Annotated in this window: 16 protein-coding genes; 2 read left to right on the forward strand and 14 right to left on the reverse strand. The window is 49.8% G+C overall.

Going from position 1 to position 15,308, the window contains the following annotated elements; translation table 11 throughout:
- Nucleotides 1–23: 23 nt before the first annotated feature.
- Entirely contained in the window at nt 24–671 is a 648-nt protein-coding gene (locus VF684_RS15090; RefSeq protein ID WP_182927674.1) for a pseudaminic acid biosynthesis-associated methylase, read from the forward strand.
- Between the two features lie 74 nt (nt 672–745).
- Here the strand turns inward: VF684_RS15090 and VF684_RS15095 are convergent, their stop codons facing one another.
- The 14 genes from VF684_RS15095 to VF684_RS15160 all read right to left on the reverse strand — a co-directional run bounded on the left by VF684_RS15095 (nt 746) and on the right by VF684_RS15160 (nt 12,951).
- A complete protein-coding gene (locus VF684_RS15095; protein ID WP_149152651.1) occupies nt 746–1,426 on the reverse strand; it encodes a class I SAM-dependent methyltransferase in 681 nt (226 codons plus the stop codon).
- Nucleotides 1,427–1,437: 11 nt separating this feature from the next.
- Complete coding sequence (locus VF684_RS15100) at nt 1,438–2,091, reverse strand: WbqC family protein (RefSeq protein ID WP_149152652.1); 654 nt, start codon at nt 2,089–2,091, stop codon at nt 1,438–1,440.
- Complete coding sequence (locus VF684_RS15105; RefSeq protein ID WP_149152653.1) at nt 2,088–3,107, reverse strand: DegT/DnrJ/EryC1/StrS family aminotransferase; 1,020 nt, start codon at nt 3,105–3,107, stop codon at nt 2,088–2,090. The genes VF684_RS15100 and VF684_RS15105 overlap by 4 nt, the downstream gene beginning before the upstream one ends.
- Nucleotides 3,094–3,555, reverse strand: coding sequence for an acyltransferase (locus tag VF684_RS15110; protein ID WP_197971287.1), 462 nt, complete (start codon nt 3,553–3,555; stop codon nt 3,094–3,096). Before VF684_RS15110 ends, VF684_RS15105 begins: the two co-directional genes overlap by 14 nt.
- Complete coding sequence (locus VF684_RS15115; RefSeq protein WP_182927675.1) at nt 3,552–4,613, reverse strand: N-acetylneuraminate synthase family protein; 1,062 nt, start codon at nt 4,611–4,613, stop codon at nt 3,552–3,554. The genes VF684_RS15110 and VF684_RS15115 overlap by 4 nt, the downstream gene beginning before the upstream one ends.
- Nucleotides 4,610–5,647 (reverse strand): UDP-2,4-diacetamido-2,4,6-trideoxy-beta-L-altropyranose hydrolase, encoded by a 1,038-nt coding sequence (gene pseG / locus VF684_RS15120; protein ID WP_206829729.1) that lies wholly within the window; start codon nt 5,645–5,647, stop codon nt 4,610–4,612. The genes VF684_RS15115 and pseG overlap by 4 nt, the downstream gene beginning before the upstream one ends.
- Nucleotides 5,647–6,351, reverse strand: a complete 705-nt coding sequence (locus VF684_RS15125) for a PIG-L deacetylase family protein (RefSeq protein ID WP_149152656.1) — start codon at nt 6,349–6,351, stop codon at nt 5,647–5,649. The genes pseG and VF684_RS15125 overlap by 1 nt, the downstream gene beginning before the upstream one ends.
- Nucleotides 6,348–7,058, reverse strand: coding sequence for a pseudaminic acid cytidylyltransferase (pseF, locus tag VF684_RS15130; protein ID WP_149152657.1), 711 nt, complete (start codon nt 7,056–7,058; stop codon nt 6,348–6,350). The genes VF684_RS15125 and pseF overlap by 4 nt, the downstream gene beginning before the upstream one ends.
- A 57-nt stretch (nt 7,059–7,115) precedes the next feature.
- A complete protein-coding gene (pseC, locus tag VF684_RS15135; protein ID WP_149152658.1) occupies nt 7,116–8,261 on the reverse strand; it encodes a UDP-4-amino-4,6-dideoxy-N-acetyl-beta-L-altrosamine transaminase in 1,146 nt (381 codons plus the stop codon).
- Nucleotides 8,258–9,262, reverse strand: a complete 1,005-nt coding sequence (gene pseB, locus VF684_RS15140) for a UDP-N-acetylglucosamine 4,6-dehydratase (inverting) (protein ID WP_149152659.1) — start codon at nt 9,260–9,262, stop codon at nt 8,258–8,260. The genes pseC and pseB overlap by 4 nt, the downstream gene beginning before the upstream one ends.
- Before the next feature lie 37 nt (nt 9,263–9,299).
- Nucleotides 9,300–10,205 (reverse strand): cobalamin-binding protein, encoded by a 906-nt coding sequence (locus VF684_RS15145; protein ID WP_234933914.1) that lies wholly within the window; start codon nt 10,203–10,205, stop codon nt 9,300–9,302.
- On the reverse strand, nt 10,198–11,160 hold the full coding sequence (locus tag VF684_RS15150; protein ID WP_149152660.1) for a cobalamin biosynthesis protein: 963 nt from the start codon (nt 11,158–11,160) through the stop codon (nt 10,198–10,200). The genes VF684_RS15145 and VF684_RS15150 overlap by 8 nt, the downstream gene beginning before the upstream one ends.
- Complete coding sequence (gene mtnN / locus VF684_RS15155; RefSeq protein WP_040067225.1) at nt 11,157–11,849, reverse strand: 5'-methylthioadenosine/S-adenosylhomocysteine nucleosidase; 693 nt, start codon at nt 11,847–11,849, stop codon at nt 11,157–11,159. The genes VF684_RS15150 and mtnN overlap by 4 nt, the downstream gene beginning before the upstream one ends.
- 169 nt (nt 11,850–12,018) lie before the next feature.
- The gene (locus VF684_RS15160) at nt 12,019–12,951 is read right to left on the reverse strand and encodes a ZIP family metal transporter (RefSeq protein ID WP_019446013.1); all 933 of its coding nucleotides are present in this window, start codon (nt 12,949–12,951) and stop codon (nt 12,019–12,021) included.
- Nucleotides 12,952–13,338: 387 nt separating this feature from the next.
- Between VF684_RS15160 and VF684_RS15165 the strand changes: the two genes are divergently transcribed.
- Entirely contained in the window at nt 13,339–14,970 is a 1,632-nt protein-coding gene (locus VF684_RS15165; RefSeq protein ID WP_106843011.1) for a methyl-accepting chemotaxis protein, read from the forward strand.
- Nucleotides 14,971–15,308 lie beyond the last annotated feature (338 nt).

Here is a 15,308-nt window from a genome sequence, read left to right on the forward strand (position 1 = left end):
TGTTTTAATGCTAAGAGGTTGCTATGGAACATCATGCTGATCCACAAAATATAAACACGCCGTGTACGGAGCAGGAAGAATTCTGGGCTGGTGAGTTTGGCAATGCGTACGTTGAACGTAATAAAGATGAACATTATGTGGCAGATAATTTAGCATTTTTTAGCAAAGTTTTAGCACGCACCCATAAAGTTAATAAAATTCTCGAACTCGGTGCTAATGTAGGCCTTAATTTAATGGCTTTGAAGCATTTACTACCTAGTGTGGAGTTTTCGGCAGTTGAGATAAATGAGAAAGCTGCATTGCTATTAAAACGTAATATTCCTGATGTTAATATATACCAAAAATCAATAGTTGATTTCACTTCTAATGAAGTATGGGATTTTATTTTTACAAAAGGGGTGTTGATCCATATCAACCCAGAGCAATTACCTAAGGTGTATGAGTTAATGTATCAGAGGTCGTCTCGCTATATACTCATCGCCGAATATTATAATCAGACTCCAATTGAGATTACTTATCGAGGACACTCGGGAAAACTTTTCAAAAGAGATTTTGCAGGGGAAATGTTGACGCGATTTCCAAGTTTATCGCTGGTTGACTATGGCTTTATATATCATGGGGACACTAACTTTCCTCAGGATGATATTACTTGGTTCTTGCTTGAGAAATAGAACATCATCTTTAGAAATAAAATGTTAAGAAAAATACAAAAAGACCCAGCAAAAGATAATCTGGGTCTTTTAGTCTAGATTGATTTATATGCAATAATATCCCAGCTCGCAAAATGGTGGTTATTTTCTGGAAATATGGATATTCTTTCTTTATGTTCCAGACGCTCAATAATAAAACCGGTATCTGTAAATAATTCAATTATATGTTTTTTATCACTAAAATGTACTTGACCTATTCCTGAAAATTGACTTGTGTGAGGAAGGTCGATTTTTGTGTAGCTATCTATAGCACGACCCTTTTCAAAGTCACTATGCTGTGTGGAGAACCAGTCGATGCCAATGAATTTTCCTCCTGGTTTGAGATATATAATGACGGATTCAAGAATCCGTTTTATAGCGGAGGTGTTGTTATGGGTAATAGATGCCCTGTCGATTACAAGATCAAAATAGTTATCAAATTCGGAGTGATGTACTTTTGAAAAATCGCTCGTTATAATTTTTCCCTTCAGCTGCGGGTAGTTTTCAATGAGTTTGGCTGTAATAATCTGACTACCATCAACGCCATAATAACTACAATCTAGAGCAAGAAAAAATGGAATATTAGCGCCGGCACCACAGCCTAGTTCCAGTACTCGTTGATAGCCATTTTTAGGATTTGCATATCTATATACGCACGATACAAGATCACTCCATGGCCAGATGCTCATATGAGAGTTGTTTTTGTATGCTTCATTCCATTCATTAGAATATTCCATTGAAAAATCCTCTATTTAATATTGAACCAGTAATCAACAATGCCCATGAAGGGGATAAAGGAACCAAACAATTGTGGGTAGGGGGCTGGCTCAAAATAATGATAATTCAATTTTATCCCATTCGAGATGAAATCACTTTCTTCCAGATAATTTTTTCCCATAGGGCCAGAAAGATAGGTCGTTGCACCTACTTCTTGGCAGATATCTAAGATAAGATCTGACTTTTTTGATGAAATGTTCAGTGATGAAGACCTGATTATTTTTGTTTTAATATTTAGTTCATCTAGCCAAAATAATAGATGGTTAAAGCACAGATCGGCAAGGAGAGTCTCATTATTGTTATAAACATTACATATCTTTTCATATTTTTCATGAAATAAAGCGGCTTTCGAGTAGCTGCTTTTGATAGACATTAGATGATTTTTTCGCCAGTCTATATCTCTTGAAATTTCTATATCTAATAGACTTTTGCTTAAGTGGCCCTTTTTTTTGACAGGGATAGTTAGCCAGTATGGGCCATTGGCCCCCTTAATTAAATTTCGGTTGGTAAAACTATTTTTTTCAAATTGCACCGTGTCGAGAAATATAAATGCGTCGCTCTTCTTGATACGTTCTATGTATCCTAGCCAAGGTAGATATGCGGGTTGATGGATGCTGATGATCATAATTTTAGTGCCCTCGTACAGACAGAAATGATTTTATTGACGTCATTATCTGAAAGGGAAGGGTAGATAGGTATTGAGAGTGTCTTTTTGCTTAAATCAGCTGCATTAGGTACCAATGTATTTGTGGTAAGCAGTTCATCCTCTTTGACTGGTACTATGGATCTGATACCATTTTCAAGCAAAGCATTTTGACAGGATATGACCTTTGTACTATCAATGAACATCACGGCTCTAAACCTCACCGGTGTCACGTATTTACTTATACTGTCAATAATAGGAAGACCTGCCTCCTGATATTTTTTAAATATACTGGCGCGACGAAAAATAAATTCAGGCAATTTTTTTAATTGCTCTCTGGCGATAGCTGCCTGAATATCTGTCATCTGAAAGTTAAATCTTGGTATGGCATCTAAAATTGAGTCATAATCTCTCATTTTTCTTGCCATATTGGAGATATCACTATTCCTCGATATTACAATACCACCTTGCCCACCACTCGTTATCATTTTAGTTGCACCGAGCGAAAACACACCGATATCTCCGAAAAGGCCCACCTGTATATTTTTTATCTTGGCGCCAAGGGCTTGTGCGGCATCTTCAATTAAAAAATAGCTTCTTTCTTTATCCACGCTCAAGTCTGGGAGGCCAAACATATGGGCGATGACATAAATGTCTGCATTGCTTTTTTTTAATGATGCGTTTACTACTACTTCTTCGATATCCAAGAAATTGGGTATGCCACCAGATAACTGTATCGCATTTAATATTGATCGGCATGAGTAGGCCGAGGCAGATATATATCTATTTTTGGCATTTGCTATCGCTAATGCCATATAAAGTGCGGCAGAGCCACTACTGACAGCGACAATATTTTCTGCTGGCAAATTTATATAGTCACCAAACTCTTGCTCTAAAGCTAAGACCTCTTCTCCTTGTGCAATCCAGCCAGATGCTAATACTCTAGCTGCTGCTTGAGACTCCTCATAACCAAGAGTCGGCCTATTATGCGGGATCATTTTTTTCGATCTCTTTCAAATAGTAACCTTCTTTTACAATCATAGGGTTACCAATTACTAATGAGTATGGAGGAATATAGCCAGTATCAACAATAGTACCGGCAGCAACGACAGAATGATGCCCTATGTAGACCCCCCCTTTTATTACGCAATGGGATCCCACAAAGACATTATTTTCCAATGTAATATCTTTTCTATCAATAGTGTTTGCTAGCTCAATACACTTTAAGTGAGAATCTGCGCAGTTAATAGTAACAAAGGATGCAATATCGCAATGAGCACCAATTACAACGTTAGCACCTGTAGCATTAACTTCGCTAAAGGCACCGATATAAACATTTTCTCCAATGTCAGGAGTACCTAATATCCACACTAAGGGATGGTAAGGATTGTCTTTGAAAGCAGTCAAATCATAAAAATGCTGCTTGTATTCATCTTGCTTCATCATGATATGTCTTCCCAAGAAAGTAAAGTGCCCTTCTGAAGACGGTGTTTTGCCACTCTCCCCAGCACATCGTCGAGGTGAATTGGTGATAGCCCATTACCAGGTCTGCGCAATCCGATGTTTATATTATTGAGTATCTCACCTGGCGTAATGTCTTTTAATGTAGTAATGCTTCGGCGAGCCAATACTTTCATATCTTGCTCTGCAATCGTAGGTCTTATAAGAGGAGAGCCAAGCATCAGGTGAGCGTCTCTGATCGCTGATACCCATTCCTGCGCCCCCTTTGGATCCTCTGAAAACCAATGGTCAGGGCCCGGTAATTGATGATCGAGTGTGAAGTGCTTCTCGAATACTACAGCGCCTAAACCATATGCGATGGCGGCGGCCAAGGGCCCTTGGGTATGATCTGAAAATCCCAATACTAAATTTGGGAACGCTGCTGCTAGAGTTTTTAATTTACTCAGATTTACATCAGTTACTGGTGTCGGGTATTGAGAAGTGCATAGCATTAATACGACAGGTTTACCTTCCATTGCACCTGTAACATCAAGAGCCTGATAAACTTCCCCAAGATTAGCCATTCCACAAGAGATTAGAAGTGGTAATCCAGTAGCACTATACTGCTTAAGCAAGGGAATATTGGTAAAGTCATCGGAGCCAACTTTCAGCGCAGAAACACCTAGTTGAAGGAGCAACTCCATATCAGTAACATTTTGCGGTGTAGATAAAAATGTTATTTTTTTCTCATCACAGAAATTTTTTATGCTATACCATTCTGCTACTGAAAATTCATAGCGACGAAACATATCGAGCATTGACTCAGTCACTTTTTTACCCTGCGAGCTGTAGGTGAAGAGCAACTCAGGATCGCCGACAAATTCATCAGCTTTGAATGTTTGAAATTTAATAGCACTAGCTCCCACTGCTTTAGCGACAGAGATCATTTTTTTTGCAATATTGATATCACCATTATGATTAATACCTGCCTCAAGTATGATATACGGAGCTCTATTATTCTCAATAAAATTTTTAGAAAATAGAGTGTTGATATCCACTGTCATTTCATCTTCTCCAGAATAGATATAATCGATGATGCTACATAGCATGCTCCATTACCATCGGTAATTGACATAGCCGCTGCGGACATATTATTCATTAGGTTGCGATCAAGTTGTTCAACTGCAATGCGATAATCTGTGGCAGTGAGGTTATCTGCCATGCCTAAATTGAGTGCTGCACCCGATTCATGCAATGTTGCTGCAATGGTAACCTGATTATCCGCCAGAGTGCTAATCAACGCAGGTAGCCCCATACAACAACGTTCCCAAGATGCACTTCCTCCAGCCCCAATGGCAAGGTCTGCATCGAGCATCAGCCTAGCCATATGTGGAGTTTGTATATGCAGTGTAGTATGCATTGAACTACATAATTTCAATAACCGGTTTCGATGTGGGTTATTACCACCAATAACTACGTCTATTTTGAAGTCTTTATTTGTAGCCAATACCCCTAGCAGAGCTTTTTCCGTTTCATTATTTGGATCTGTGCCACCAAAGAAAATAATTATTTTTTCCAGCTTGCTTCTTATTTTTACACGATGTCGGAGATGTCGGAAGGATTCTGACAATAGGGCATAGCGAGGGCCTAAGAAACAGGTACAATCTTTTGATATATCATTTACGTATAAATTTTCATTTTTAATGATATTCTGGTCTAGCAAAAACTGGCTGCAATGGGGGCGAAAAATATCATCTATTGCTAGTAACGCAATTTCGGATGTAGTAATTATCTCTTCCCAATCCATACCCAACAGGTAATGATCGAGTACCACAAGTTTCGTTGAGGTCGATAGGTTAGATAACGTAGCATAGGCATCAGCTTGCTCGCTTTCACCAAAATAATGCAGAGATGAATCGCTCAATATTTTATATTCATGCCCCTTTTTAGCCACCTCTTTACAGAGAGCATCTCCATTTTGGGAAAAAATAAAAACAGATTTTTCCCCTAATTTCTTAAATGCATCAGCAAGTGCAAGACTGCGCATAACATGCCCATATCCTAAGCTCATTGATGCGTCGGCACGAAATACAATCATTAGGCACCTAATATATGGCGGCCAAGCATGAAAGCCTCGGCATAATGATATCCAACAGAGGCCCCGCGCCATTTAGCTAAGTATTCAATAGCTTCAAGTGATCGAGGATGTGGGTAGGCGTGCATTTCTGAATAATATGCCTCGAGAGCTAGTTTTTTTTTCTGCCAGTGTGGTGTAATGTCGACGAACCAATTGGGTGAGAAGAGATAAGCAGATGCCGCTGGGCGCCATTCTGTACTTGATGCAATCTCAAAAAAGAGAACAGTGTGGAGTTTTTTCCCCGGTAAGGGGCGGGTAGCTGCAATAACGGCATCATGTATTACTCTATGATCTATATTCACATCACCAACATGATGGGTATAAACAATATCTGGTTGCCACTCATTTATCTCGGTTTCGATAACTTTAATTATATCAAGCAGATCGACACTGTCCATCCGGTTATCTGGAAAGTCTAGTAAGTTGAGTCTCCTTACACCTAGAATTCTATTTGCTATCTGTGCCGCGTTATTCAGCTCTGTTAACTCCATCATTACCACCGAGCGTTCCCGTTTGGAGAGTCTAGACGTTGCTCCTTCAGCCATAATAAGAACCGATACTTGGTCGCCTCGCTCGCTATGGTTAGCAATTGTTGCTCCGCATCCCAAAACTTCATCATCAGGGTGTGCGGCAACGACCAGTACTTTTCGAGATGATGTTGTCATATCATAAAACCTTGCTGTTTTTGAAGTTGCCACATAAGTTCAGCCTGATGCCAATCCTCTGGCGTATCGATATCTATAACCAGATGACGTGGTAATATCAGTGGTGTAGCCAGACGGCTGAACAGAATATTACTTTCGAGCCAAGCATTTTGGGTACCCCAATAAAATTGTCCTGCGTCATGTAAAACCAGAGGAAGGTCCTGAGTGCGGGTGGGAAAATGTTCGGGAAAAAGCATTTCGACACCATCACCAGATTGTACAAACCCTCTGTAAGGAGAGTAATCAAACGTACCGGCACTAAAAACAAAATGCTGATGGCTTCCCTCAAGCATTCTTAGGCCAGTGCTTAGATCATCTGCACGCACGAAAGGCGCCGTTGCATAAAGACAGCACACTGAACCGACTTGCCATCCTTGTGAGATGGCCCAGTTGATGGCGTGTGCGATCACTTCTTGGGTTCCTGCATGGTCATCTGCCAATTCCGGAGGGCGGATAAATGGCACACTGGCCCCATGTTTGTGGGCTATGTCTGCGATCTGCTCATCATCGGTTGAGACGATGATTTGATCAAAACAGCCCGCGTCCTGTGCAGCTCTAATTGAATGCACAATCATAGGGACACCAGCAAAGGGACGGATATTCTTACCTGGAATGCGTTTGCTGCCTCCCCGTGCAGGAATGATGGCCAGGGTCTGTGCTGTGGTCATAGGTGTTTCCATGTCATCGAAATCGGGCTGTCGAGAGTTATACACTGTATTTTCTGACTAGCGAACCAAGCGTTGTATAGCTTGGATCACGTGGCTCTGCTCTTCGTCACTCAGAGTGAAATAGAGGGGCAAAGAGAGACAATGCTGATAATAACGCTCTGCTACCGGACATGATCCTATTTTGTCTCCATATTGCTCACGATACCAAGGATGATGATACACAGGAATATAGTGAACCTGAGTGCCAATGCCGTCAGCCATCAATGAAGCCATGACTTGGCTGCGGTTCTTACCAATTGCTGCATAATCGATTTCTACTACATAGAGATGGAAACAAGAGGAGAGCCCCTCCATTTCCTGAGGAATCTTAAGCCAAGGAAGTTCTGCCAGTGCCTGGTTATATTGCGCTACTAGGGTACGGCGGCGGGCCTTGAACAGGTCTAGGCGTTGCAACTGGCTTAAGCCTAGGGCCGCCTGCATGTCTGTCATGCGGTAATGCCAGCCAAGCGTCTGCATTTCGTGATACCAAGGCCCCGGTTGTTGGCTGAGCAGAGCTGGATCTTTGGTAATGCCATGGTTGCGTAGCCGCAACATGCGCTGATACAACACAGGATCATTGGTCATCACGGCCCCTCCTTCGCCACTTGTGATCGTTTTGACTGGATGGAATGAAAACACTGTGGCATCCGAATAAAGGCAATTGCCAACTGGACTGCCGTCGGAGTAGCAGGAACCAATTGCATGGGCTGCATCCTCGATGATTTTTAGACCATGTCGTTTGGCGATGAGGGCAAGAGCCGGCATGTCTGCAGGTTGGCCTGCAAAATGAACAGGGCTGAGTAACCGAGTGGTTGGAGTAATACGGGCCGATACTGAGCTGGGGGATAGGTTATAGCTGATGGGATCTATATCGGCGAATACAGGCTTGATACCACAGTAAGCCATGCTATTGGCCGTGGCGACAAAGGTATTAGGTGTCGTGATCCCTTCGCTACCTTCGGGTAATTCCATCGCTGCGACTGCCAGATGCAAGGCCGCTGTACCGCTTGCGACCACCAGACAGTACCTAGCCCCTGTGTAGGCACAAAGTGCCAGCTCGAATTCGGCGACTTTCGGGCCTTGAGTCAAGAAGTCGGAGCTTAGCACTGCATTGACTGCTGCTATATCTGTTGCCGATATGTCTTGTTTACCATAGGGGATCATTCTGCCAATACCTCCTTGTTGAGCTGTTGCAACTCAGTCTGGGACATGAATACGGGATTATTGAGAGAGTTGTATTCAAATCCTATAGGCACGCTGCAACCTTGCTCTCCTATGGCACTGATAGAGAAGTCATCACTACGGTGATTGAAGTTAATGCTTGGGGCTATGACGTAGTAGTCCTTGAACTCATAAGTATGGTAGGAGTCATCGGCAGGGCACATCACCTCATGCAGTTTCTCACCCGGGCGTATGCCGATGATATCTTGGGGCAACTCGGGGGCCATGGCGCTGGCAAGATCCGTGATGCGCACGGACGGGATCTTGGGAACGAACACTTCTCCTCCCTTCATGCGGACAAAGTTGGTCAGCACGAACTCCACCCCCTGTTGCAAGGTCAGCCAGAAGCGTGTCATCTCGGGATGGGTGATAGGTAGCGTATCAGCCCCACTTTTGATCAGATTGTCGAAGAAGGGAACTACTGAGCCCCTTGAGCCGACCACGTTGCCATAACGGACCACCGAGAAGATGGTCGGATTCTTGCCCGCCATATTGTTGGCGGCGACAAAGAGCTTGTCAGAGCAGAGCTTGGTAGCCCCGTAAAGGTTGATCGGGTTGGCAGCCTTGTCGGTCGAGAGTGCGATAACCTTCTGGACACCATTGTTGAGTGCAGCCTTGATGACGTTTTCGGCTCCTCCAACGTTGGTCTTGATGCACTCCATCGGGTTGTATTCGCCTGCAGGTACTTGCTTGAGCGCAGCGGCATGTACCACGAAATTGACATCGCGCATCGCCATATCGAGGCGTTCACCATCGCGCACATCGCCGATAAAGTAACGCATGCAGGGATCATTGAAACGCTGCTGCATTTCAAACTGCTTGAGTTCATCACGGGAGTAGACGATCAGTCGTGCAGGTTGGTAACGTGATAGCACGGTTGCAATAAACTTTTTGCCAAATGACCCAGTGCCACCGGTAACCAGAATTGTTTTTCCATTGAACATGATGGTGCCCCATGATGAGGTTGGTATTTGAAAAATTCTAAAGCACTTTCTGTGCCATTTGCAGACGCTGATTGGTTGATGTGATCTGAATGGTTCTTTTGGGGTTAATCCTCACCACGCTAGCGCTGGCGAGCGTGCTGCATATATCCTCCACCGCATTGAGGGCTCTTGGGGTGAATCGGTGCAGCTCATCGGAGTTGACCAGCATCAGTTGGTGATGTTTCACCGCATCAAGGTTTGGCCACTGCTGCCAGTGACTCAGGGCGTCAGGATCTTGACTCCCGGCCAGGATCAGCGCTGGGTTGGCCCTGATGACTTGTTCAATATTCACCTGAGGATAGGGTGTTCTGGCATTGCTCATGACGTTGACTCCGCCGCAGAGCTCGATGGCCTGAGCGGGCCAGGCGTTGCCGCTCACGCTGGTGAGCGGCGGGTACCAGAGCTGGTAGAACACCTTGACGCCGGTTGGCTGACCATAACGCTGCTCCAAGTCATGCAGGCGTGCCAGATAGCGATCGGCGGCTTCGTTGGCGCTCTTTTCCACCCCCAGCAATTTGCCCAGCGCCCGCATCTCGGTAGCCAGCGAGGCAAAATCGGTAGGCTCAGAGTAGAAAACCGGGATACCCAGCTGCTCCAACGGGGCCAGCATCCGTGATTGAGCCGAGCGCCAGCCGAGAATGAGATCCGGCTTTTGCGCCAGCACAGCCTCGACGTTGATGCTGCGATAATTCGCTATCTTGGGCTTGGTTTTGACCTCGGGGGGATAGTCTGAGGCATCGTCGATGGCCACCAGTTTGTCGCCGGCGCCAATCTCGTAGAGCAACTCGGTCAGGTGGGGAACAACGCTCACCACACGGGTCGGCGTTGCGGCCAGCAGCACACCGGGCAACCAGGCAAGCAGCACGCAGGGCAGCCAGACAGGCAAGCGCAACACTCTACCCATGAAATAACCACGCTACCGTGACAACCAGCGCCAGTATCAACCAGCCCCAGCCGCACCCTTGCAGAATGTTGAGTACCTTGCGCGGTGTCTCGCTATCTGGCTCAGCACCCGTGCCGATGACGGGCCAGCGCTGGAGAGCCCCCTGATAGTAGCGAGGGCCACCAAGGCGGATCTGGCACTTATCTACCAGCAGAGTGAGCAGCATCCCCATGGCGGGATAGGGCCAGAGCGCGCCACTTCGCAGCAGCTGTGCGGCCTGTTTGAGACGGCTTGCCAGCAGTGGCAGCCCCAGCAGCAAAATGACGGAGGCATTGAGCCCCTGATAGAGGGCGCTGGCGGCGCGACCAAAGTGGTCGAAGGCGGGGTCTTTGCGACACCAGCTTTGATTCATCAGCTGCACCAGCCGCCAGAGCAGGGCGCCCTGTACGCCGGCCAGGGCAAATCCCAGCAACGGGCCAGCCCATTGGCCGACCAGACGCAGTGCGCAGCTCTCCGTCACCGCTTTGGCGAGCCCCATGGCCGAGAGTTTGCCAGTCTCCCGCTTGAGCCAGGGTGTCGCCTGCAATCTCGCCAGCGGCAGGGTCTCCTGGGTGGCGAGCGAGCGGGTGGCATGGGCGAGTTCGCGCAGCGGGCGGGATTCGAGCATCAGCAGCAGGAACAGCAGGTCGAAGACTGGCTCGCTCAGGGCCAGATTGCGCAGCGACCAGAGCCCGGCGGCGCAGGGGAGCCAGACTACCAGCATTGCCAGCAGGCCGGCCTGCATTTGCTGGCCGGGTGAACCATCGGGTCTGTGTACCTTGTGCCCAAGCCGGGTCAGCAGGGGCGTGACGGCCGAAAGACGCAGATGGGATGGCCACGGGATCACCGCCTCCAGTAGGGCCGCCCCCACCAGAATGGCCGCCGTCGTCGAGAGGAGGGCGTCGGCCATCAAATCAAGCGAGCCGGTCTCGATCACAGTTTGCCGAGCATCTTGATAATCACTTCGGCGGAGTGCTTGCCGGCCACTTCGATGAAGGCATCGAAGGATTCAACCTGTTCCTTGCCGGCGATATCGGACATGGCGCGCACCACCAGATAGGGCACTTTGAACATGTGGCACACCTGACCGATGGCGGCACCTTCCATCTCGACCGCCAGCATCTGCGGGAAGTCGGCGCGAGCCTTGGCGATGGCGTCCGGTTTGCACATGAACTGATCGCCGGTACAGATAAGGCCAACCTTGGTCTGGTGCTTGCCCTGCTCGGCGATGCAATCCTGAGCGACCGCGATGAGTTTCTCGTCGCAGGGGAAGGCGGCAGGTTGCTGTGCCATCTGGCCCATCTCGTAACCAAAGGCTGTCACGTCTACATCGTGGAAACGCATCTCGCTGGCGATCACCACATCACCGATGTGCAGATCCTGGGCAAAACCGCCTGCAGAGCCGGTATTGATGACGCAGTCGGGGGCAAATTTTTCCAGCAGCAGGCTGGTGGCCACGCTGGCGGCGACCTTACCGATACCGGAGCGGGTCAGGATCACCTCTTTGCCTGCCAGCATCCCTTGATAGAACTCGCAGCCGCCCAGTTGTAGGGTGGTGGGGTTGCTCATCTGGCTGCGCAGCAGGGCCACTTCTTGCTCCATGGCGCCGATAATACCTACTTTCATTGCTGACCTCGTCTTGATAGCCGTGTGGCTGAATTTAAGTTGCTGTAGATCATAACAAAAGATGGCGTCGGCGCCGAGAGGCACGAGCGAAAGGTGAGATGAAGTGCAGCGCTCCATATGGGAGCGCCGCAGGTGACAAAAAGCATTGATGAGAGAGGGGCTAGTGTCTTTAGCCGAGCGCGGTATCGAGGGTCATCATCAGGGCAAAGCCCGCCATCAGGCCGAGGGTGGCATAGGTCTGGTGACCGTTGCGGTGAGTCTCCGGGATAACCTCGTGCGAGACTACAAACAGCATGGCGCCGGCGGCGAGCCCAAGTCCGATGGGGTAGGCGATGGCAAGGCCGCTGGAGAGCCCCACCCCGAGCAGAGCGCCAACCGGTTCGAGCAGGCCGCTGGCGATGGCGACCAGCACCGCCACCGAGGGGCGAAAACCGGCGGCGCACATGGCCAGCGCTACCGCCAGTCCTTCGGGAATATCCTGCAGTGCGATGGCGGTGGTGAGCGGCAGCCCCACCGACATATCCCCCTGCGAGAAGCTCACCCCGATGGCCATCCCCTCCGGCAGGTTGTGCAGGGCGATGGCAAAGACGAACAGCCAGACCCGGGAGCAGCTCTCATGGCCGGGGCCGCAGGGGCCGGTTTTGTCATGCTCGTGCGGGGTGAACTGATCCAGCCCCAGCATCAACAGTACCCCGAGGGTCATGCCGACCACCACCACGGCGGCGGCGCTAAAGCCGTTGCCGGTAATCCCCTCGGCGGCCTCCAGCCCCGGCAGCAGCAGGGAGAAGGCACTGGCCGCCAGCATCATACCGGCGGCAAAGCCCAGCATGGTGTCCTCAACCTTTTGCGGTACCGAGCGCAGAAACAGGGCGGGCAGGGCGCCGATGGCGGTGGCGGCAAACCCGGCGGCACCACCGATGAGGCCGTAGCGCACGCCGCTGGTCACCTCGCCGGTAGCGAGCATGATGAGACTCTGCAACAGCAGCAACAAGACGGCAGCCAGCGCGATAAAGAGACCGAGGGCGGTAAGTGGCCGCGCCTGCAGTTGTTCACGCAGCTGGGCAGACCAGGTTGAAGCGGGCAGATACGAGCTGTTATCCATAAACAGGGCCTCTTGTTACAGCAAATTGTTACAACGAAGGGGGATGGCGCTCCGCCATCGGGTCATGTTGGTCATTACAACGAGTTGATGGCCCCTTGTCCATGCCACTGCCTCGATTGCATTTATCGGTTAACTATTTGAAATGATTTGGTCGCTATAAATATTTTGTGATGAATGTCGGGTTGTGAAGGAAATCTGCTTGCATTCATTTGGTGAAATCTGGTGAAGGATTAGGCGATATTGTGATAGAGTGCGCGCCTCGCGAAATCGTCCTTCCCCCGCTTTCGCAACCTTCCATCTCCCGTCAGGAATGGCCGGGATCAGCTCATACGGATGTGATCGCTACTGTTTACCTGCTTGTCAGCAGTTGAGGATCAACAGCCAATCATGTTTTACAAGAATCTCTCCATCGGCAAAAAGATTGCCGTGGTTTTTGCGGTTATTGCCGCAGTCAACGTTGTCTTCGGTGTTTTTCTCTCCAGTGAATTGCGCGGCGTGCGCGATCGGGTGCTGAATTTTACCGACTCCACTTTGCCGAGCGTGCTCTCGGTCGAAACCTTGCTCTACGACGTCTCTTATGTACGTCGGGCCCAGTTTGCCCTGCTGATGGTGGATGATGCCGCCGACTTGCAGGCCCGTCGTGGCCGTATTCAGGAGAATATTCGCAAGGTTGATGAGGCATTTCGTGCCTACGAGGCGACCGTAGGTGCCGATAACGAGCGCCAGGTGTTTAACCTGGCCAAACAACAGTGGCTCACTTATCAACGTTCGGTAAACGAGTTTGATATGCTGCTGGTGCAGGGTCAGCACGAGCAGGCCAAAACCCAGCTGTTTGCCTCCAACCCGCTCTTCGGGGCACTGGAGCAGGCGGTCAACTCGCTGATCCAGGTGAACCTCGGTTTCGTCAAAGAGAACCGTGGCAGCCTGCTTGGCAGCGTCAGCATGGTGACCACCTTTGCCATGGTGAGCATCGGTGCCCTGCTGGTGTTCATGGTGGTGATGACCTGGTTCCTGACCCGCCAGATCTGCCTGCCGCTGCAAGCCGTGGTGGCTCAGGCCAACGCCATTGCCTCCGGCGATCTGACCCATCAGCTGGAGCGTCAGCACATCGGCCGCGACGAGCTGGGCATGCTGGCCAAAGCCTCTCTCAAGATGCAGGACAACCTGCGCGGTCTGATTGAAGAGGTGGTGGCTGCGGTCACCCAGCTTGGCACTGCCATCGATGAGGTGAGCGCCGTCTCCGAGCAGTCCGCCAAGGGCATCCAGAGCCAGCAGCAGGAGATCTCGCTGGTGGCGACCGCCATGACCCAGATGAAGGCCACTGTGGCCGATGTGGCGGGCAATACAGAGCACACTTCTGAGTCTGCCAGTGCGGCTAATACCTTAGCCCGCAAAGGTAATCAGGATGTGCAGCGCTCGCTGGTGGCCATCACCCGGGTTGCCGAAGAGATCGAGCAGGCCGGTACGCTGGTGACCGAGCTGGAGCGTGAATCCGCCCAGATCAACGTGGTGGTGGATGTGATCCGCGGCATCGCCGAGCAGACCAATCTGCTGGCCCTCAATGCGGCCATCGAAGCGGCCCGCGCCGGCGAGCAAGGCCGTGGCTTTGCCGTGGTGGCCGACGAGGTGCGCACCCTGGCGGGTCGTACCCAGGCCTCGACCGGCGAGATCGTGGCCATCATCGAAACCCTGCAGGCGCGCGCCAATCAGGCCAAAGAGGTGACTGGCCAGAGCTGCGAGATGATCCGCCAGTGTGTGGATCAGAGCGAGCAGACCAGCAACGGCATCCAGCAGATTGAAGAGGCGGTCGCCCAGATTGCCGACATGGCGATCCAGATTGCCAGCGCCTGCGGCGAGCAGGATGCGGTCTCCGACGAGCTGGGCCGCAACGTCGAGCGGATCAACGAGTCCGCCAACGAGGTGGCTCTGGGCGCCGATCATACTGCCCGTGCCTGTCTGGAGCTGAGCCAGCTGGCGGTGGGTCTGAAGCAGACCATCGGCCGCTTCCGCCTCGCCTGATAAAGGGTCTGGCGTACGCCGGCCTCTTCATTCATAAAAAGTCGGGGCGTTTTGCATGCCCTCACGACACCCGGCCATGTGCCGGGTGTTTTTTTATCTGGCGATGGGTACGAGGCCTGATGGTCGGGGTTCTTCGCAAGGGGATGAAGGTCAGGGCAAACAGGAGGCTAGGTGCTTATCCCGGCCTGTGTGCGGTGATATTCAAAAAGGTTGGTTAAGGCGTATTTGCTAACGAGAGAAAGGCGACGAACTGTTTTGGGGAGGGGGAGCGGGGCGAGCTGTTGGGGCGTGCGCTACGGGGAAGAAGAGCATAAGCAGTTGGTTGGAATGCCCTGACA

Origin of the sequence: Aeromonas sp. Lyrl_2 (genome assembly GCF_051948815.1) — a bacterium.
Taxonomy (GTDB): domain Bacteria; phylum Pseudomonadota; class Gammaproteobacteria; order Enterobacterales; family Aeromonadaceae; genus Aeromonas; species Aeromonas veronii.